General features: G+C 48.5%; 23 protein-coding genes and 1 pseudogene. 14 read left to right on the top strand and 10 right to left on the bottom strand.

The features are described from left to right. Positions 1–31: 31 nt before the first annotated feature. From IPL32_07055 to IPL32_07045, 3 genes are all read left to right on the top strand, one after another. Positions 32–208 (top strand): Trm112 family protein, encoded by a 177-nt coding sequence (locus tag IPL32_07055; GenBank protein MBK8465574.1) that lies wholly within the window; start codon positions 32–34, stop codon positions 206–208. Continuing rightward, a complete protein-coding gene (locus IPL32_07050; GenBank protein MBK8465573.1) occupies positions 208–1,251 on the top strand; it encodes a glycosyltransferase family 9 protein in 1,044 nt (347 codons plus the stop codon). Before IPL32_07055 ends, IPL32_07050 begins: the two co-directional genes overlap by 1 nt. A gap of 229 nt (positions 1,252–1,480) precedes the next feature. Beyond that, positions 1,481–1,774 carry a hypothetical protein gene (locus IPL32_07045; protein MBK8465572.1) on the top strand — a complete coding sequence of 98 codons (294 nt, stop codon included), beginning with the start codon at positions 1,481–1,483 and terminating at the stop codon, positions 1,772–1,774. Positions 1,775–2,024: 250 nt separating this feature from the next. On the opposite strand, the gene IPL32_07040 is transcribed toward IPL32_07045, so the two are convergent. Continuing rightward, positions 2,025–2,405: a type II toxin-antitoxin system death-on-curing family toxin gene (locus IPL32_07040; protein MBK8465571.1), complete on the bottom strand. Its 381-nt coding sequence runs from the start codon at positions 2,403–2,405 to the stop codon at positions 2,025–2,027. Then, positions 2,406–2,633: an AbrB/MazE/SpoVT family DNA-binding domain-containing protein gene (locus IPL32_07035; protein ID MBK8465570.1), complete on the bottom strand. Its 228-nt coding sequence runs from the start codon at positions 2,631–2,633 to the stop codon at positions 2,406–2,408. It abuts the gene before it with no gap. Between the two features lie 382 nt (positions 2,634–3,015). Between IPL32_07035 and IPL32_07030 the strand changes: the two genes are divergently transcribed. The 9 genes and pseudogenes from IPL32_07030 to IPL32_06990 all read left to right on the top strand — a co-directional run bounded on the left by IPL32_07030 (position 3,016) and on the right by IPL32_06990 (position 8,472). Next, complete coding sequence (locus tag IPL32_07030; GenBank protein ID MBK8465569.1) at positions 3,016–3,342, top strand: type II toxin-antitoxin system RelE/ParE family toxin; 327 nt, start codon at positions 3,016–3,018, stop codon at positions 3,340–3,342. Beyond that, positions 3,339–3,668, top strand: a complete 330-nt coding sequence (locus IPL32_07025) for a helix-turn-helix transcriptional regulator (protein ID MBK8465568.1) — start codon at positions 3,339–3,341, stop codon at positions 3,666–3,668. Before IPL32_07030 ends, IPL32_07025 begins: the two co-directional genes overlap by 4 nt. 73 nt (positions 3,669–3,741) lie before the next feature. After that, complete coding sequence (ffh, locus tag IPL32_07020; protein ID MBK8465567.1) at positions 3,742–5,235, top strand: signal recognition particle protein; 1,494 nt, start codon at positions 3,742–3,744, stop codon at positions 5,233–5,235. A gap of 4 nt (positions 5,236–5,239) precedes the next feature. Further along, entirely contained in the window at positions 5,240–5,770 is a 531-nt protein-coding gene (gene rpsP, locus IPL32_07015; protein MBK8465566.1) for a 30S ribosomal protein S16, read from the top strand. Between the two features lie 31 nt (positions 5,771–5,801). Next, positions 5,802–6,035: a KH domain-containing protein gene (locus IPL32_07010; protein MBK8465565.1), complete on the top strand. Its 234-nt coding sequence runs from the start codon at positions 5,802–5,804 to the stop codon at positions 6,033–6,035. A 68-nt stretch (positions 6,036–6,103) separates the two neighbouring features. Continuing rightward, entirely contained in the window at positions 6,104–6,631 is a 528-nt protein-coding gene (rimM, locus tag IPL32_07005) for a 16S rRNA processing protein RimM (protein MBK8465564.1), read from the top strand. Continuing rightward, positions 6,632–7,352: pseudogene (gene trmD / locus IPL32_07000) on the top strand (tRNA (guanosine(37)-N1)-methyltransferase TrmD). Positions 7,353–7,382: 30 nt separating this feature from the next. After that, on the top strand, positions 7,383–7,748 hold the full coding sequence (gene rplS, locus IPL32_06995) for a 50S ribosomal protein L19 (protein ID MBK8465563.1): 366 nt from the start codon (positions 7,383–7,385) through the stop codon (positions 7,746–7,748). A gap of 13 nt (positions 7,749–7,761) precedes the next feature. Continuing rightward, positions 7,762–8,472, top strand: a complete 711-nt coding sequence (locus tag IPL32_06990; GenBank protein MBK8465562.1) for a ribonuclease HII — start codon at positions 7,762–7,764, stop codon at positions 8,470–8,472. Between the two features lie 10 nt (positions 8,473–8,482). On the opposite strand, the gene IPL32_06985 is transcribed toward IPL32_06990, so the two are convergent. Genes IPL32_06985 through IPL32_06955 form a run of 7 tightly spaced genes read right to left on the bottom strand, consistent with a single transcriptional unit; the run spans position 8,483 to position 13,514 of the window. Continuing rightward, complete coding sequence (locus IPL32_06985) at positions 8,483–9,313, bottom strand: MBL fold metallo-hydrolase (GenBank protein ID MBK8465561.1); 831 nt, start codon at positions 9,311–9,313, stop codon at positions 8,483–8,485. After that, positions 9,310–10,095, bottom strand: coding sequence for an SDR family oxidoreductase (locus tag IPL32_06980; protein ID MBK8465560.1), 786 nt, complete (start codon positions 10,093–10,095; stop codon positions 9,310–9,312). Before IPL32_06980 ends, IPL32_06985 begins: the two co-directional genes overlap by 4 nt. After that, positions 10,092–10,607 (bottom strand): hypothetical protein, encoded by a 516-nt coding sequence (locus IPL32_06975; protein ID MBK8465559.1) that lies wholly within the window; start codon positions 10,605–10,607, stop codon positions 10,092–10,094. The genes IPL32_06980 and IPL32_06975 overlap by 4 nt, the downstream gene beginning before the upstream one ends. Further along, positions 10,604–11,119: a GNAT family N-acetyltransferase gene (locus IPL32_06970; protein ID MBK8465558.1), complete on the bottom strand. Its 516-nt coding sequence runs from the start codon at positions 11,117–11,119 to the stop codon at positions 10,604–10,606. Before IPL32_06970 ends, IPL32_06975 begins: the two co-directional genes overlap by 4 nt. A 7-nt stretch (positions 11,120–11,126) precedes the next feature. Next, entirely contained in the window at positions 11,127–11,762 is a 636-nt protein-coding gene (pdxH, locus tag IPL32_06965) for a pyridoxamine 5'-phosphate oxidase (GenBank protein ID MBK8465557.1), read from the bottom strand. Position 11,763: 1 nt separating this feature from the next. Continuing rightward, positions 11,764–12,990, bottom strand: a complete 1,227-nt coding sequence (locus tag IPL32_06960; GenBank protein MBK8465556.1) for a DUF1015 domain-containing protein — start codon at positions 12,988–12,990, stop codon at positions 11,764–11,766. Positions 12,991–12,995: 5 nt separating this feature from the next. After that, positions 12,996–13,514, bottom strand: a complete 519-nt coding sequence (locus tag IPL32_06955; protein MBK8465555.1) for a DUF4878 domain-containing protein — start codon at positions 13,512–13,514, stop codon at positions 12,996–12,998. 107 nt (positions 13,515–13,621) lie between these two features. On the opposite strand from IPL32_06955, the gene IPL32_06950 reads away from it, so the two are divergent. Then, on the top strand, positions 13,622–13,903 hold the full coding sequence (locus IPL32_06950) for a 4a-hydroxytetrahydrobiopterin dehydratase (protein ID MBK8465554.1): 282 nt from the start codon (positions 13,622–13,624) through the stop codon (positions 13,901–13,903). Further along, the gene (locus tag IPL32_06945; GenBank protein MBK8465553.1) at positions 13,900–14,454 is read left to right on the top strand and encodes a hypothetical protein; all 555 of its coding nucleotides are present in this window, start codon (positions 13,900–13,902) and stop codon (positions 14,452–14,454) included. The genes IPL32_06950 and IPL32_06945 overlap by 4 nt, the downstream gene beginning before the upstream one ends. 66 nt (positions 14,455–14,520) lie before the next feature. Here IPL32_06945 and IPL32_06940 read toward each other — a convergent pair whose 3' ends face one another. Further along, positions 14,521–16,770: an NADP-dependent isocitrate dehydrogenase gene (locus IPL32_06940; GenBank protein ID MBK8465552.1), complete on the bottom strand. Its 2,250-nt coding sequence runs from the start codon at positions 16,768–16,770 to the stop codon at positions 14,521–14,523. Between the last annotated feature and the right edge of the window lie 171 nt (positions 16,771–16,941).

The raw sequence follows: 16,941 nt of genomic DNA, 5'->3' as shown, positions 1-16,941 counted from the left end.
ACCGCCCGCTACCGCAGGCGGTTCTGACATTATGCCAATAAGCCCAGAACTTTTAAGGATCTTGCGCTGTCCGCAGTGCAAATCCGAACTGCAGATCGACGACGCGCAAACGCGTCTGAAATGCCTCAATCCCGACTGCTGCCTCGTCTATCCGATACGCGATGAAATTCCCGTCATGCTCGTCGAAGAAGCGACGGTCGAAAAATAATGAATGGCGACGAGATCGAATGGGGAAATGTAAAACGCGTCCTCATCGTTAAGCTTCGCTCGATCGGCGACACTGTTCTTTCTACACCTTCGCTCATTGCCCTAAAACGTTTTGTTCCCGATGCCGAGATCGACATCCTTCTCGAAGATTGGGTCGCGCCTTTGCTCGACGGTTTTGAAGGCGTGAATGTGATCGCTGTCGGCTCCGCATTCGGCGAGCGTATGCGGACAGCGATGCAATTGCGTCGCCGTAATTACGATGTCGCATTTAATCTCCACGGCGGCACGACCGCCACATTTTTCACCCGCGCAAGCGGAGCAAAACACCGCGTCGGTTACGCGAATTATCAGTACTCTTTTCTCTTCGATCACCTGCTGACATCAGCAAACGATTTCTGGCAAACAACCGCCACACATTCCGCCGAACAGCAGCTTGCCCTGCTAGGTTTTGTCGGAGTTCCGGTCAGCGATCGTCCAAAAAGTTATCTAGTAGGTACCGAATCAGCTCAAAGATCTATTAACGACAAACTTTCATCCCTCATCCCTCATCCTTCATCCCTCGCCTTACTTCATCCCTCGACCGCGTTTTTCACAAAGCAATGGCCCGTTGAGAATTTTGCACGCACCGCCGAGTTCCTCGCCGATAAAGGCCTAACCGTCGTCGCGATCTCGTCAAAAAGCGAATCTCACATCCTCGGCCAACTCTCTGACGAATCAAAAGTTCCCATCGTCACATTCGACGACCTGACCTTGCCCGAGATCACCGCGTTAGCATCAAAAGCAAAACTCTTCGTCGGCAACGACAGCGGCATGGCACACATAGCAGCCGCCGTCCAAACACCAACAGTCGTCATCTTCGGCTCATCAAGCCGCGCCCACTGGAGCCCCTGGACCGACGCCCCAAACGAGATCGTCTACGAAGAATTCCCCTGCCAACCCTGCCCCGGCTACGAATGCAAACAATTCGGCGACCCCAAATGCATCCTCAGCATAAAACCCGAAAAAGTCTTCACCGCCATCAACCGCATTCTTGCCCACGTCTAGCGGCGATGCGTTCGATCTTTCCGATTTATTGTTCGTCAAAAGTACAATCCCCATTTGGATTGTTGAGTACGCGAACTTCATCGCCAAGCTTAAAGGCGCTCCTTCAATATCTTCAAAATACCTGTTTGCATCAAAACTTACTTCCTTAGATTGAAAAAATACCAGAGACTCTTATTTTGAAAGAGTACAGAGCGAACGACAATCAGAAAAACGAATTTCTTATGTCATCATGCCAGATCACTCACATGTTGTTACCGACGGGCATCGCGAAATACCGGACGTACTCCGGTTCCTGAACGGAATTTCCGCGAAACGAATTCTTGATTATCTCAAAGAGAATGCTTTTGAAAGTTCATTGAAAAAACTTCGGCAGGAAGAAAAACGGAAAGGCTATAAACATTCTGTTTGGCAGCATCATCCAGATGCTTTTCGAATAACCGGCGAAGACACTTTCATGCAAAAGGTAAATTACATTCATCAGAATCCTGTTCGAGCCGGACTTGTCGAACGTGCGGAAGACTAGCGCTTTTCAAGCGCTCGCCTTTGGAACGGAAGTCCTTTGGATGATGAGCCATTCCTCACTGATCACAAACTCATAAAGTGGCGCTAAGCGGCGGCGGAGCCGCAAAGATTTAGATGATTTGACGGTGAGTCAGAGACTCACCGCTCATCGAGCGGCATAGCCGTAAACTCGCAAACGAAAGTGCTTCGCTCTTTGGTGTGGGTGATCTTTTGTCTCTTATGTATCCGATAGGACAATTATATAGTCTGACTCAGGTCTTCACGACCCTTTCGCGGAGCCAGTCGATGAGTGCTTCTTCTGAGAGTGAGCCTTCGGCGAGGGTGATGATGGTCAGATATTTATCGGTTGGGGTCGCGTTGAGATTGAAACCGTTGAGACGAAGAAAAGTGCGCATTGCTACTAGAGCGGTGCGTTTATTTCCGTCTATGAAAGGATGATTTTTGGCGATGCCAAAAGCGTATGCGGCAGTGAGGCGGGCGATATCAGCTTCGGGTTCATAGGCGGCAATATTCTCAGGACGGGCTAATGCCGATTCGAGCAGACCAAGGTCCCGCACACCATCGCTGCCACCGTGCTCAGCGATCTGTCTTTGATGCATCGCAACAACTGCATTTATAAGGAACCACTTCATCTATTGGGCAAGTTTGCGAAGCACATCGCGGTCTTCGCGCATTACTTCTTCGGCGATCTTCATCTGCTCGGCAAATTCTTCATCGAAGGGACGCAGTTCGATGCCGTTTGGCGTCTCGGTTACAAAAAGCATGTCACCTTTCTCGACGCGCAGCCTTTCGAGTATTTCCCGAGGCAAGACAATGCCCGCTGAATTTCCCACTGTCGTAATTTTGAGTTTCGCTGTCATGTTGTGATTATAACAAAAGTTATAATGAAATTTCAATCATAAACTGAAAGTCGCCAACATTGGACGAAACCTGCCGAGGCTTTTCTGTGGCCAACGTTGGTCGCTAAATCGGCTGTTTTGCGGGCGAGGCAGCGAATATGGCAGAGCTTGCCGGTGGCCGACTAGTGGAAATCGCAAAAAACGACATTTTTAATGCTGAAATTGTCTAAAATATGAAAATTCTCCGATGGCTTTTTAGGGGGTCTCCGATGGCTTTTTGATGGTCAGCGATGGCTTTTTGAGCCGCGATCAATGCCAAATCTGACGTAAACCATTTTCAAGTTAATCGACTCCCTTTCGGTGTTCCTTTGCCTGTACATAACAAATATGTTACTTTAATAAAATGGCGTGGAGCATCACATACCATAACGAATCAGTTGAATCTTTCGTTCTTGGGTTGCCGGACGGCTTGCTTGCCCGATACTTGCGTCTCACTGACATGATGCTGGAATTTGGTGCCAATCTCGGCATGCCTCATACTCGAGCGATGAGCGATGGACTTTTTGAGCTTCGTGTCAAAGGCAAGGAAGGCATCGCTCGAGTCTTTTATTGTACCGTGGTAGGACAGAGGATCGTTATGCTCCACGGCTTTATTAAAAAGTCCGAAAAGACACCTCCCAAAGAATTAAGGCTTGCCAGAGAACGACTGGCAGAGGTAAAAAAATCATGAAACACTCTGATCTAAAGAAAAAGGCACTGCAACGGCCAGGCGTTAAAGCCGAGTACGAAGCCCTGAGTTCCGAGTTTGAACTTCTGCGACAGATGCTCAGCGCCCGAACAAAAGCGGGCATGAGCCAGGCCGATGTAGCAATGCGCATGGGTACGCAAGCTCCGGCTATTACGCGACTGGAATCTGCTCTTAGCAGCGGTAAACATTCTCCCTCCTTTGATACGCTCAAACGATATGCGGAGGCGGTTGGCTGTCAGCTTCAGATCAAGTTTGTTCGGAGTGCCGTGCCAAAAGGCCGAAATTCGAAAGTCAACCCCAATTCTTGACACTTTCCCTGTAAACACATAGTATTTATAGTTTCGACTATTGTAGGCGGAGTGTCTCTTGTAGTTGGTATTTATGTTCGAATCGCTTTCCGATAAACTGAAAAATGCGCTGCGAAACCTTAGCGGCAAGGGCACTTTGACGCCTGAGCACGTTGACGCTGCGCTTCGGGAAATTCGGATGGCTTTGCTCGAGGCCGATGTTAACTATAAGGTAGCAAAGGACTTTGTCGAGGCGGTTCGCGTAAAAGCCGAAGGCCAAGAGGTCTGGAACGGCCTTAAACCGCACGAGCAGGTCGTGAAGATCGTCTATGACGAGCTTGCCGAGTTGATGGGCGGAACGTCTTCGCGGCTGGTGTTTACCAAGCAGACGCCGAACGTCGTGATGATCGTCGGCCTGCAGGGTTCGGGTAAGACGACTTCGACAGGAAAGATCTCGCGTTGGCTCGCAGACAATCAGGAACGCAAGCCTTTATTGGTGTCGGTTGACGTTTATCGTCCCGCTGCCCGCGAACAGCTTAAAGTCGTTGCAAATGCCGTAAACGTTGCTGTTTACGAGGGTAAAGATTCTAATGATCCGCTGACCATCGTTCGCGGGGCCGTCAAACACGCGGTCGAAATGGGCTTTGACACGCTCATGATCGATACCGCCGGCCGTCTGCACGTTGACGACGAGTTGATGGTCGAGCTTGAGCAGATCAAGGCCGAGACCAAGCCGGTAGAGGTTCTATTTGTCGCCGACGCGATGACCGGTCAGGACGCCGTTCGCTCGGCAGAGGTCTTTCACGAACGCATTGACATAACGGGCGTTGTCCTGACCAAGATGGACGGCGACGCTCGCGGCGGTGCGGCATTATCCATAAGGCAGGTCATCGGCCAGCCGGTAAAATTTGTAGGTGTCGGCGAAAAATACGACGCGATCGAGCCATTTTATCCCGATCGTATCGCCCAGCGGATCCTCGGAATGGGCGATGTCCTGACCCTTATCGAAGAGGTCCAGGGCAAGATCGACGAAAAAGAAGCTCAAGAGCAGCTGCGAAAAATGACGAGCAATCAGTTTTCGCTCGAAGATTTTCGCAACCAGCTTGGGCAATTCAAAAAGCTCGGCTCAATGTCCAAGCTAATGAAAATGCTGCCCGAACAGATGACCGGCGGCATGCAGATCACCGACGAACAGTCGGCAGTCGTTGACCATCAAATGCAGCGAACCGAGGCCATAATCGGCTCGATGACGCGGCAGGAACGCAATGACCATAAGGTCATCGACGCCAGCAGGAAAACGCGTATCGCAGGCGGCTCGGGCTCCACTATCAGCGAAGTAAATCAACTGCTCAGGCAATACGAGCAGATGAAAAAGATGATGGCCAAGATGAACAGCGGCGGTTTATTTGGCGGTATGGCAAGAAAAATGGCAGGCGGTTTAGCTGGCGGCTTGGGCAATATGCTCGGCGGCGGAAATCCGCTAGGGATGTTAGGCAGCGGCTCGGCAATAGATTATTCGGATGACGAATCAAACGATTCGCCATCGAGAGGTATTAGAAAAAAGAAAAGGCACAAGAAAAAAAGGTAGAGAAATTATGTTAGCAATCAGTTTAATGAGAATGGGCTCGAAAGGTAAACCTTTCTATCGCCTCGTGGTAAAGGAAAAACGGTCAAAACGCGACGGCAAGTATCTAGAAAACGTCGGAACATACAACCCAATGCTCGATCCAGCGGAAGTGCTCTTGAATCATGACCGCATTCAATACTGGATCGGCGTCGGCGCTCAGCCGACCGATACGGTCAAAAGCCTGATCAAGAACAATCCGGTTCAGACCGAAGAAGAACGTGCAGCAGCAACGGCGGCTCGCGAAGAAAAGCGTGCGGCTGCTGAACAAGCGAAGGCCGAAGCTATGAAGGCAGAAGCTGAAAAACTTGAGGCTGAACGTGTTGCTGCTGAAGAAGCTAAGGCTGCCGAGGCAGCGGCGGCTGAAAAGGAGGCGGCTGAAGCTCAAGCAGAAGCAGAAGCAGAAGCAGAAGCAGAGGCGGCTTCCGAGGCTGAAACGGCTGAAGCATCGGCTAGCGACGAGCCTGCGACTGAAGAAAAAGAAGTTGCGGCGGAATAGCTTGTTGGTTTTGTTGTTGTTAAGGACATTGATGAAAGAAGCTGTAGAAAAGATCGTCAAATCGCTAGTGGGCGAGCCCGATGCTGTTGAGGTTGTCGAGAGTGGCGACGCCAAGAGCATTCGTATTGAAGTGCGAGTTGCTGACAGCGATATGGGCCGCATCATCGGACGCGAAGGCCGCACAGTAAAGGCGATCCGCAGTATTCTTTTTGTTGCCGGACAGAAACAGCACAAGCGTTTTCAGCTTGATCTGGTCGAGGATTGAGTTCATTGAGTTTGTAGAGTTTTCGAGTTTATAGAGAAAATCAAAACTCAATTAACTCTAAAAATTCTATGAGCCCAATAAACTCATCAGACTTAGTGGCAGTCGCCAATATCGTAAGGACTCGCGGGCTTAAGGGCGAGGTTGTTGCCGAGATTCTAACGGATTTTCCTGAGCGATTTGAGTTGCTTGACGTGGTGACGGCAGTTCGCGCAGACGGCGGACGGTTCGAATTGAAAATTGAAAATCACTGGTTTCAGAATGGCCGCGTCATCTTAAAATTCGCCGGTGTTGACTCGGTTGAGGGTGGCGAAACGCTTCGAAATGTTGAGATCTGTGTGCCGTTGTCAGAAGCGGTTGAGCTTGAAACAGACGAGTATTTCGACTGGGAACTTGCGGGTTGTAAGGTCGAAACTCTTGATGGCGAACAGATCGGCAAAGTTCGAGAATTGATGAGAACAGGTGGCACGGAATTGCTGGTTGTCGAGGGTGAGACAAAAGAGTTTTTGATACCTTTCGCAAACGCAATATGCACCGAAGTTGATATTGAAAACAAGCTGATCAAGGTCGATCCGCCTGATGGATTGTTGGAGTTCTAGTTGAAAATTGACGTATTAACAATTTTCCCCGAGTTCTTCACTGCGGTGTTTGATTTTGGAATAATCCGCCGGGCAAAGCTTGCGAATATTGTTGAAATCAATGTCCACGACATACGCGAATACGCTGTGGACAAGCACAAGATGGCGGATGACCGGCCATTTGGCGGCGGTGACGGGATGGTTTTGAAGCCCGAGCCGATCTTCGCCGCGATTGAAAATTTAGCTGGCACTAGTAACCGCGATGCCTATCCGGCAAAGACGCGAGTGATCCTGCTTTCGCCGCAGGGAAAGCCTTTTAAACAGGCGACCGCACAGAATATCGCTGATGACACTGAGCATGTGGTCATGATCTGCGGGCGCTACGAAGGCGTTGACGAACGAGTTAACGAAGCCCTTGTCACCGACGAGATATCGATCGGTGATTACGTTTTGTCGGGTGGCGAACCGGCTGCGGTCGTTGTAATTGACAGCTTAGTTCGGCTTTTGCCAAACGCACTTGGCAGTGAGACGTCGGCGGAGAATGATTCGTTTTCAGATGGATTGCTCGATTGTCCGCATTACACGCGTCCGGCAGAGTTTCGCGGAATGGCGGTGCCCGAAGTTTTATTGAACGGCAATCATGCCGAAATTGAAAAATGGCGCAGAGAAAAGGCGCTTGAGAAAACAAAACTAAATCGTAAAGATTTATTAACAGGAGAAAATGGTGATATGTGAGCGCTGAAGAGCGTTGACCTCTGGCCGAAAAACTAAAATGAATAGACTAGATAGTGTTGAACAAACACAAATGAAAGAGAACGTTCCTGCATTTCAGCCGGGCGACACGCTTCGTGTACATGTCCGTATTAAGGAAGGCAACAAGGAACGTCTGCAGGCTTTTGAGGGCATTTGCATCGCGATCAAGCATGGCGGCGTTCGCGAGACCGTTACGGTCCGCAAGGTAAGCTTTGGCGTTGGCGTAGAGCGCATATTTCCGCTTCACGCGACTGTGATCGATCACATTGACGTTATTCGCCGAGGTAAGGTTCGTCGTGCAAAGCTTTATTATCTTCGCGATCTGCGTGGTAAAGCGGCCCGCATTAAGGAACGCGATACACGCGCTAAAAAGAAGGCAAGCTAGAAGGTACAAGAGAATGAAAAACGCGGGAACGGTCGATTCGTTTGAAAGAGATGGATCGGCCGCCCGCGTTTCGTTGTTTGACGATCTTAAAGTTGAATCTATCGGGCTTGTTTTTGAACAGCAAGCACACAAAGAGGGCTTTCGTTTTGTTGCCGGAGTTGACGAGGTCGGCCGTGGCTGTTTGGCTGGGCCTGTAGTTGCCGGGGCATGTATTCTAGACCCTGAAAAGCCACTTCCCAAAGGCCTCGACGATTCAAAAAAGTTAACTGCCGAAATGCGCGATGAGATCGCCGCGCAACTCAAGGCCGACTGCATAGCTTACGCGATCGGCCAGATCGAGGCTGACGAGATAGACCGGATCAATATCCTCGAAGCCACCAAACAAGCCATGCTCAAGGCCATCGCAGCACTTACTCCTCAGGCCGATTTTCTTTTGATCGATGCGCTCCAATTAAAAATGTCTCCGCTGCCACAGAGGCCGATCATTAAAGGTGACACGATCTCAGCCTCTATCGCCGCCGCTTCGATCCTCGCCAAAACTTACCGTGACGATCTTATGAAGGCCTACGATATTGAATACCCTCAATATGGCTTCGCCGGTCACAAAGGTTATGGCGCGGCGGTTCATTGCACAGCTCTAAGAGAATACGGCCCGTGTTCGCTGCATCGGCTTACATTCAATGGCGTGCTCGATAACAAAGAAGAAAATCTGCCACTGTTTTGATCGAGGACAGCTAGAATTGAATCCATGCGGTAGGTTGTTTTGGATACGAGATAGTAATCGTTGTCTCGGATTTGAATAGCGGCGGACGCATCTGCAGTGCTGTTTCCGCAGTGATTTTGGCCAGATGAGGTTCGTTAGCACGCTGGGAAAGGTGTGCCAGCACGATGTGCCTCGCTCGTCCGTCAAAATCAACTGAAAGCCAATCGTAGAGATCTTCGTTTGAGAGATGGCCGGTTCGGGACATTATTCTTTGCTTTAAATCCCATGTGTACATCGAACATGCACGGAGCATGTCACGGCTATGGTTCGATTCGATAACGATCGCGTCACAGCCTTTTAGTTTTTCTTTGATAAGCTCGCTGATGTGGCCAAAATCCATTAGCGTCGCGATTCGCATACCGTCTTTCTTAGCCACAAAGCCAAAGTTATCCGCGGCGTCGTGCGGCACACTGAACGGTTCAAAATCGATATCGCCGATCCGAAAATCATGATTCGATTCTATCTCGACAGTTCGGTTCTTTAACGCCGCTTGTCGTTTGGACGATTCGCTGTCGCCGTTTTGTCCGCCTTTTCGAGTGTCGTAGAAAGCAGCCTCAGTCGGTCGCGAAATATAAACAGGACAATTGACCGAACCCATCAAAACGCGCAGTCCGCCTGCGTGATCGCCGTGCTCGTGAGTGAGAAGTATGGCGTCTAGCTGATCGAAGGCGACACCTACCTCACCAAGCCGTCGCAAAATTTCGCGCGCGCTCATTCCCGCGTCAACCAAAACATTGGTCCGCTCGGTTGAGATCAAAACGGCATTGCCGCTTGATCCACTGCCTAAAACCGTGAACTTCATTCGCCTTCCTGATACTTCGAACGCAATGCTCTGGCCATCAAACGTGTAATAACAATATTCGGTACAAAGTTTACGACGCGTGACACAAGGTCGTTCGTAAATCCCGATACAATCCTTGTCCGTCCACTTTTGACGCCGCGCAAAGCCGCTTCGACAACTTCTTCCGCAGTTTGCTTGCCTTTGATCTCGACGGGAAGATCAAGTCTGGCAACGGCTTGAAAATTTGTTTTTGTCGGTCCCGGACAGAGTGCCATTACCTGTATGCCAAACGGTCGATTTTCTGCGGCAATGGCCTCGGAAAAAGAATTTACGAAAGCCTTTGTTGCCGCATAAGTTGACATAAAAGGGATCGGTTGAAAACCCGCAGCGGACGACACGTTGATGATCGTTCCACTTTTCCGCTTCCTCATTCCCTGCAAATACCGGTGCGTCAACGCGACAAGCGAACGAATATTTAGATCGATCATTCGCGTTTCGGTATCATGGTCAAGTTTCGCAAAATCACCATACGAGCCAAAGCCGGCGTTGTTGATAAGCCAAGCTATCTCAAATCCATGCTTCTCTGTTTCTTCGAATAGTCGCTCATCGGCGTCTGCTTCGGTCAGGTCAAGTGTCACGTAATGGGCCGTGATCTTGTGTTCGAGCATCAGTTCGTCGCACAATTCGTGAAGGGCTTTTTCTGAACGGGCAACCAACACAAGATCATGCTTTTCAGCAGCGAGCCGCCGTGCAAATGCCTCGCCTATACCGCTGGATGCACCTGTGATCAGAGTTGCCTTCATAGATCGTCTTCCGCAGGTATAAACGAAAAATAGATCGCCGATGCTCCCGCAAAAATAATAGTAACAGTTCCGATGAAGCGAATAATACCGGCGACGGTTTTTGTGGAATTTATAAGGCCGGTCGCGGTCAGCAGATAATTCCAATCGTGAAAACTTCCTTCACTGCCGGTGAAGCCGCTTGTTAAAACAAGCTGCATCACAACCGCATCAGCAGCATAAACCCAAACATTCAAAATACTCTGCCCGACCCACAGCAAAACGATAGCGGCAGAATAATAACTTTTCTGCCATAGAAAATAACCGACAAAAACAGCCGGAAATATCACCTGAAACAACGACCCGCCCGCAATCCCAATAAACTCACCGAGGATGCGAAACAACAGATGCCCGGTTTCGTGAATAGGCAGATCGACATTGTCCAAAAAGCTGCCTTGCATCGGATCGTACGCGATCCAGAGAAAATAAAAACTCAGGAGAGCGGCGAAAATTAGCTTGGGAATATTTGGCTTCACTGGATTTTGAAAAATTCATCTCGCGAGATGGCATAAAATACACATTGTTCGCCGTAATGCTTTTCGGTTTTCTCGTAGAGCATTCCACATTTTTCCATTATGCGCCAGGAACCTGTATTTTCGGGATCGGCTACGGCAACAATGCGAGTAAGGCCGGCAGTTTCAAATCCGTATTTTAGCCACGCATGCGCGCATTCATAGCCAAAACCTTGCTGCCAATATTTCTCAACTAAATTGTAGCCGACCTCGATCTCACCCGTATCTTCGAGCGGCTGGAGGCCGCTGGTGCCGATCATTTCCCCAGTAGATCTGAGGATCATTATGCTAAATCCGAATCCAAATTTTTCATGACATTCCAGATAAAATGGCAGCCGCGCCGCAAGTGATTCGGCGTTCTGCATCCGCGCTCCGCCCATGTATCGATTTACTGCCTCAGCCGACCGCATCTCTATCAACCAAGCCAGATCGTCGGGTGTGATCTTTCTTATTATTAACCTTTCAGTTTCAAACATATTGATATTAGGGCGACAGACGGCAAAGTTCCCATGCTTCTTCGCGGAGTTCGTAACAGACGCGGTCGTGCAGACGATTTTGTCGGCCTTGCCAGAACTCGAATTTTTCGGGCTTCAATCTGAAACCACCCCAGAATGGCGGCAGTGGAACGTCGTCGCCAAATTTATCGCGAACCTCATCAAAGCGCTCTTCCAAAACTTTGCGGGACTTGATCTCGCTACTTTGCGCCGAAGCCCAAGCCGCCAGACGACTATCGACCGGACGGGAGTTAAAGTATTTTTCCGATTCCTCACGGCTGGTTTTTACGACGCTGCCATATATCGCAACCTGTCGATTTAGCTGTGGCCAGAAAAAATGAAAAACAGTATGAGGGTTGTTTGTAAGATCCGTGCCCTTGTTGCTTTCGTAGTTTGTAAAGAAAACAAAACCTGCTGCGTCAAAACCCTTGAGCAGAACGACACGCACCGAAGGTCTGTTGTCCACGCCGACCGTCGAAACGGTCATCGCATTAGGGTCAAGAATATCCGCGTTTAGCGCGTCATCGAACCACCCCGAAAATTGTTCAAAAGGGTCGGCAGACATGGTGGATTCCAACAAACCGTCGGAAGCAAAATCTCTACGAATGTCGAAAAGGTCGGTCATTTTAGATCATGTGGACGAGCAATCCATCTTTTAGTTTCGGCTCGAACCACGTCGATTTTGGCGGCATGATCTCACCCATGTCTGAAACGGCAAATAGATCGTCCATCGTTGTTGCGAACATCGAAAACGCGACCTTTGCAATGCCTTCATCAATGATGCGCTCAAGCTCACCGGTTCCTCGGGCTCCGCCTACAAACCCGATTCGCTGGTCCGTTCGAGCATCACGGATACCCAACACCGGTTCGAGGAGAAAGTTCTGCAAAATGCTGACATCAAGACGCTCGATCGGGTCTGGTTGACGGACATAAGCAACGTTAAATCGCAGCTTATGCCACTTGCCGTCGAGATACATGCAAACCTCGCCATGATTTTGGGGTACTTTCTCGCCGGAATCCACAAGAACAAAATTCTCCTGGATCCGTTCAAAAAACTCTTCGGTCGAAAGGCCGTTGAGGTCTTTTACGACACGATTATAAGGCAATATCCGTAGATCTTCTGCTGGATACATGCCCGCGACAACAAAATTGTAATCCTCCGCACCCGTATGTGCGGGGTTGTCAGCACGCATCTTTTCGCGCGCAAGTCGGGCGCTCTCTGCTCGATGATGACCATCGGCGATGTATAGATCCGGAACCTCAGTAAATGCCGCGGCCCACTCGTCGGTGTGTTCGGCCCGCCAAACGCGCTGGACAATGCCCGCCGGACACTCAAATTCGTAAAGCGGCGGAGCAGTTGTCTTTTCTGCGAACAAAGCGTGTATTTTATCAGTGCCGCGAAATGCCAGGAAGATAAGTCCGGTTTGAGCCTTAACGGCTAGCATATGCCCGGTGCGATCTTCAACCTTGTCAGGCCTCACTTTCTCGTGCTTTTTGACATGGCCCGATTCATAATCGTCTATCGCAACGCAACCAACAAGTCCCGTCTGCGTATGGCTCTCGGCGACGAGTTGATATACATAAAATGCTCGCTCGGGGTCTTTGACAAGAATGCCTTCTTTAATAAAATTTTCCAGATTTTGGCGGGCTCGCTCAAAGACTATTTCAGGAGCGATTGTCGTTCCTTCGGGAAATTCTGCCTCGGCGCGTGTCACACGCAAAAAGCTTAATGAATTTGACGCAATGAATTTACGGACCTCCGACTCATAGACAACGTCGTAAGGCACACATGCTACACGCTTTGCTTCTTCAGCTATTGGCCGTAAAGCTTGAAAAGGCTTAATAATTGCCAATGTTTTTACTCTCCCTTGGGCATTTCTTCGATAGGTGCGGAATCGTCCACATCCTCGCCAAATGCCTTATTGTGTATGGTGCCTTCGTCGCCGAAAGCTTGCTTTTGCCTGTTTAGGATGTCCTTCATCATTTGGTTGGCCTGGCCAAGCTTATCGATCTTCCAGACGCCTTCTTCGCGAACGAAAGGAACGGTTTCCCACGAACCGAACGAATTTTTGACCTGTAGGGTTGCCTTGTCTCCATCTATCTTTTCGTCGCGATACTCGACCGATTTCTGGCTCTCGATAAATAGCGTCTCGCGTTTTACAATGTCATCGACGGACACTCCCTGAGCCGTTGCCTCTTGTTCGTTCATCTTTATCGTCGCCTCGGAAAGCAGAAGCTTCATTGCCGCCGTGTCCTTTCGTTTGATAGCTTTAGTGTATGTTTTGTATGTTTCGAGCGGCGTCGCGGGCTGTTGTTCACCGCATGAAGTTAAAAAGGCGGCGAATGAAAATATTAAAACTATTGACCAAATACGCATAATAAAAATGCCTTCTATGAAATTACCAAAAACATAAAGTATAGCGTAAAATGCCAAAAAGGTCAGAATTATTACAGTGCGCGGGTGACAAAAAGGGAAATGAAGTTATGCAGCGTCAAATATTAGGAGAAAGCAAACTGGAGCAGGCACTTCGCAGCCTCAACGCCTGGACAGTCGATGGAAAATTACTAAAAAAACGGTTAAAATTCGAAAACTTCTCTTCAGCATTAGATTTTGTAAATGAAGTTGGAGCACTAGCAGAAGTTGCGGATCACCATCCTGACATTACATTTGGATGGGGCTACGCCGAGATCGCTTTAACAACACACGATAGAGGTGGTATAACCGATGTTGATATTGCTCTGGCAAAAAGGATTGATGAAATATGAAGAAAATTACGTACAGATTTAGCTTTATTTTGATTTTAGCATGCGCTGCGGGCTTAGTTGGATGCTCAGGCGGCACTGACACCACTGCCAACACCAGCATCAACACCAACAACACGAATGTTCCTCCACCGGTAACAGCAAACTGGAAAAAAGACGTAACCCCTGCTGATATTGCTCGCATCAAGTGGCTTGAAGGCACTTGGCGCGGTTCCGGCGAAGGGGAGGAAGGTTTTTACGAAAGGTATAAGTTCGAAGATACATCGCTGATTGTAGAGAGCTTTGAAGATGCTACCCTAAAAACAGTCAAAGACAGGACGCGTTACGCATTGGTAAATGGCGAATTTCGCTTTACTACCACAGACGCTCGCAGGGTCGCCGCAAGTGAAATCACAGACGACCACATTCAGTTCGTTCCCATCGTTGGCGAAGGAAATTCCTATCGTTTCGAACGTCAACCCGGGGGGAAATGGCGGGCTGTGCTCGAATGGAAAGCGACCGCTGACAAACCAGCTAAGCAAACGATTTATATGATGGAGCCCTATAAAAAATAGCCAAAAAACGGCTACAAGGACCAAGACAGCCATGAAGATTATTTCTGGCCGCTCTCTCAAGTACTTTTAAAATTCATAAGCGTTTCGGGATAAACAGTTAACTCCGTCCACAATTCCATTCAATGTAGCGGAAGGTCTCATCGCCGCGTAAGTTTTTTCCGCATCAGGATGATAATAGCCGCCAATATCCTGTGATTTTCCTTGTGCCGCAATTAGCTCTTCATTAATTTTTGCTTCGTTCTCCTGCATCGCTTTGGCTATCGGGGCGAATCTTGCAGAAATTCCTGGATCCGTTGTTTGATCAGCGAGGGCTAGAGCCCAATACATTGCTAAATAGAAATGTGAACCTCGGTTATCAATTTGTCCGACCTTTCTTGCCGGAGACTTGTCGGTATCTAAAAATTTGGCGTTCGCGTCATCAAGAGCATCAGCCAAAATTTTTGCTTTTTTATTATTTTGAGTTTGAGCCACATGCTCGAGACTTGCTTGTAACGCCAAAAATTCTCCCAGCGAATCCCAACGCAAATAACCTTCCTTCAAGAATTGTTCCATGTGTTTCGGGGCAGAACCTCCGGCGCCGGTTTCAAACAAACCGCCCCCGTTCATGAGAGGAACTATAGAGAGCATTTTTGCAGAGGTCCCAAGTTCCAATATCGGGAACATATCAGTCAGATAATCTCTCAAAACATTTCCCGAAACGGAGATCGTGTCTTTGCCCGTCCTGGCACGTTTCAGCGTTTCGAGCATCGCATCTTTGACATCTAAAATTCTGATGTCGAGGCCCATCAGATCGAAATTCTCCAGATATTTTTCTACTTTCTTGATGATCTGTGCGTCGTGAGGTCGGTGTTTATCAAGCCAGAAAATTGCAGGCGTGTCAGAAAGTCTCGCACGGGTTACCGCCAATTTTACCCAATCCCGGATCGCAGCATCTTTGGCTTGGCACATCCTGAAAATATCACCGTTCTGAACTTTCTGTTCCAGAAGAACATTTCCGGTTTCGTCTTCTACCTTGACTATTCCTTCCCCCGAAATTTGGAAAGTCTTGTCGTGAGAACCGTATTCTTCGGCTTTTTGCGCCATCAGGCCGACATTAGGAACAGAACCAAAAGTCTTCGGGTCAATTGCTCCATTTATCTTCATGTCCTGAACAATCGCATCGTAAAAAACGGCGTAGGTTCTGTCTGGGATCATGCAGACAGCATCTTCCTCATTACCGTCTTTATCCCACATTTTTCCGCCGCCGCGAACAAGTGCAGCCATCGAAGCATCCACGATCACGTCCGAAGAAACGTGAAAATTGGTAATTCCGTTGTCCGAATTAACCATCGCGATTCGCGGTCCGTTTTCGATCGTCTTTTCGATCTCTGCCCTGATCTCGGCTTCTTGGGTGTGTCCGGCAATCTTTTCGAATAGCGTCGATAATCCGTAATTTGGATTGATGTCCAATTCAGCGAAAGTTACTTTGTATTTTTCAAAAACGTCTTGAAAATATGTTTCAACGATCGCACCAAAAATGATCGGATCGGATATCTTCATCATCGTTGCTTTTAGATGCGCGGAAAGAAGAACGTCCTTATTTTGGGCTTCATCGATCGCGTCTTTTGCGAATGCTTTTAAGGCGGATAAATTCATGACGGACGAATCGATCACTTCGCCTGCTTCCAGCGGTGAGAGATCTTTCAGAATCTTTTGGGAACCGTCATTTCCATAGAAAATGATCCTGAATTTCCCTTCCGTTTCCACGGTGACAGACGTTTCCGTGCCATAAAAATCTCCTGAGTTCATGTGCGCTACAGATGTTTTAGAATCCGCATTCCAAACGCCCATACGGTGGGGATGAGCTTTCGCATAATTTTTTACCGCTTTCGCTGCGCGGCGGTCGGAATTTCCTTCTCTCAACACAGGATTTACAGCGCTTCCCAAAACATTTGAGTACTTTCTATTGATGGCCCTTTCTTCGTCCGTTCTGGGTTCCGCGGGGTAATTCGGCACTTCGAAACCCTGTTTTTGAAGCTCCGTGATCGCAGCTTCTAATTGCGGAACAGAAGCCGAAATATTAGGCAGTTTTATGATGTTGGCGTCAGATTCGTTGGCGAGTTCGCCCAATTCTGCGAGCGCATCAGGAATTCTTTGGTCTTCCTTTAAGTATTCAGGGAAGTTGGCTAAAATTCTTCCTGCCAACGAAATATCAGGAACTTCAATTTCAACGTTCGCGGATCTTAAAAATGCCCTTACGATCGGTAAAAAAGAATGAGTTGCCAACATTGGAGCCTCATCGGTCAATGTGTAATAGATCTTTGATGTTTCTGCCATTTTATTGCTCGTTTTATTCTGTTCAGTGATCAACTTTGATCACGAATAAAAGTCTGTGTCACAAACACAGCGTTGTTAGGAAAATTTGTAATTAACACTATTTTAAGTTGCTTTGGGTCAAAACGCTACTCAGTGTAAGCCGTTCGTTTTTAAGTCGATAATAGGCTGAAA

The sequence above is a fragment of the Chloracidobacterium sp. genome (genome assembly GCA_016711345.1).
GTDB lineage: Bacteria > Acidobacteriota > Blastocatellia > Pyrinomonadales > Pyrinomonadaceae > OLB17.
The sequence above is the reverse complement of the archived record's forward strand: the minus strand, read 5'-3'. Positions and strand labels throughout refer to the sequence as shown.

Excerpts from the sequence above, each read along its gene's own strand:
- IPL32_06950 (MBK8465554.1), top strand. The coding sequence starts at position 13,622 with ATGCAGCGTCAAATATTAGGAGAAAGCAAACTGGAGCAGGCACTTCGC.
- IPL32_07010 (MBK8465565.1), top strand. The coding sequence starts at position 5,802 with ATGAAAGAAGCTGTAGAAAAGATCGTCAAATCGCTAGTGGGCGAGCCC.
- ffh (MBK8465567.1), top strand. The coding sequence starts at position 3,742 with ATGTTCGAATCGCTTTCCGATAAACTGAAAAATGCGCTGCGAAACCTT.
- rplS (MBK8465563.1), top strand. The coding sequence starts at position 7,383 with ATGAATAGACTAGATAGTGTTGAACAAACACAAATGAAAGAGAACGTT.
- IPL32_07035 (MBK8465570.1), bottom strand. The coding sequence starts at position 2,633 with ATGACAGCGAAACTCAAAATTACGACAGTGGGAAATTCAGCGGGCATT.
- IPL32_07025 (MBK8465568.1), top strand. The coding sequence starts at position 3,339 with ATGAAACACTCTGATCTAAAGAAAAAGGCACTGCAACGGCCAGGCGTT.
- IPL32_06955 (MBK8465555.1), bottom strand. The coding sequence starts at position 13,514 with ATGCGTATTTGGTCAATAGTTTTAATATTTTCATTCGCCGCCTTTTTA.
- IPL32_06945 (MBK8465553.1), top strand. The coding sequence starts at position 13,900 with ATGAAGAAAATTACGTACAGATTTAGCTTTATTTTGATTTTAGCATGC.
- IPL32_06970 (MBK8465558.1), bottom strand. The coding sequence starts at position 11,119 with ATGTTTGAAACTGAAAGGTTAATAATAAGAAAGATCACACCCGACGAT.
- IPL32_06980 (MBK8465560.1), bottom strand. The coding sequence starts at position 10,095 with ATGAAGGCAACTCTGATCACAGGTGCATCCAGCGGTATAGGCGAGGCA.
- IPL32_07055 (MBK8465574.1), top strand. The coding sequence starts at position 32 with ATGCCAATAAGCCCAGAACTTTTAAGGATCTTGCGCTGTCCGCAGTGC.
- IPL32_06990 (MBK8465562.1), top strand. The coding sequence starts at position 7,762 with ATGAAAAACGCGGGAACGGTCGATTCGTTTGAAAGAGATGGATCGGCC.
- pdxH (MBK8465557.1), bottom strand. The coding sequence starts at position 11,762 with ATGACCGACCTTTTCGACATTCGTAGAGATTTTGCTTCCGACGGTTTG.
- IPL32_07030 (MBK8465569.1), top strand. The coding sequence starts at position 3,016 with ATGGCGTGGAGCATCACATACCATAACGAATCAGTTGAATCTTTCGTT.
- IPL32_07050 (MBK8465573.1), top strand. The coding sequence starts at position 208 with ATGAATGGCGACGAGATCGAATGGGGAAATGTAAAACGCGTCCTCATC.
- IPL32_07045 (MBK8465572.1), top strand. The coding sequence starts at position 1,481 with ATGCCAGATCACTCACATGTTGTTACCGACGGGCATCGCGAAATACCG.
- rimM (MBK8465564.1), top strand. The coding sequence starts at position 6,104 with ATGAGCCCAATAAACTCATCAGACTTAGTGGCAGTCGCCAATATCGTA.
- IPL32_06985 (MBK8465561.1), bottom strand. The coding sequence starts at position 9,313 with ATGAAGTTCACGGTTTTAGGCAGTGGATCAAGCGGCAATGCCGTTTTG.
- IPL32_07040 (MBK8465571.1), bottom strand. The coding sequence starts at position 2,405 with ATGAAGTGGTTCCTTATAAATGCAGTTGTTGCGATGCATCAAAGACAG.
- IPL32_06940 (MBK8465552.1), bottom strand. The coding sequence starts at position 16,770 with ATGGCAGAAACATCAAAGATCTATTACACATTGACCGATGAGGCTCCA.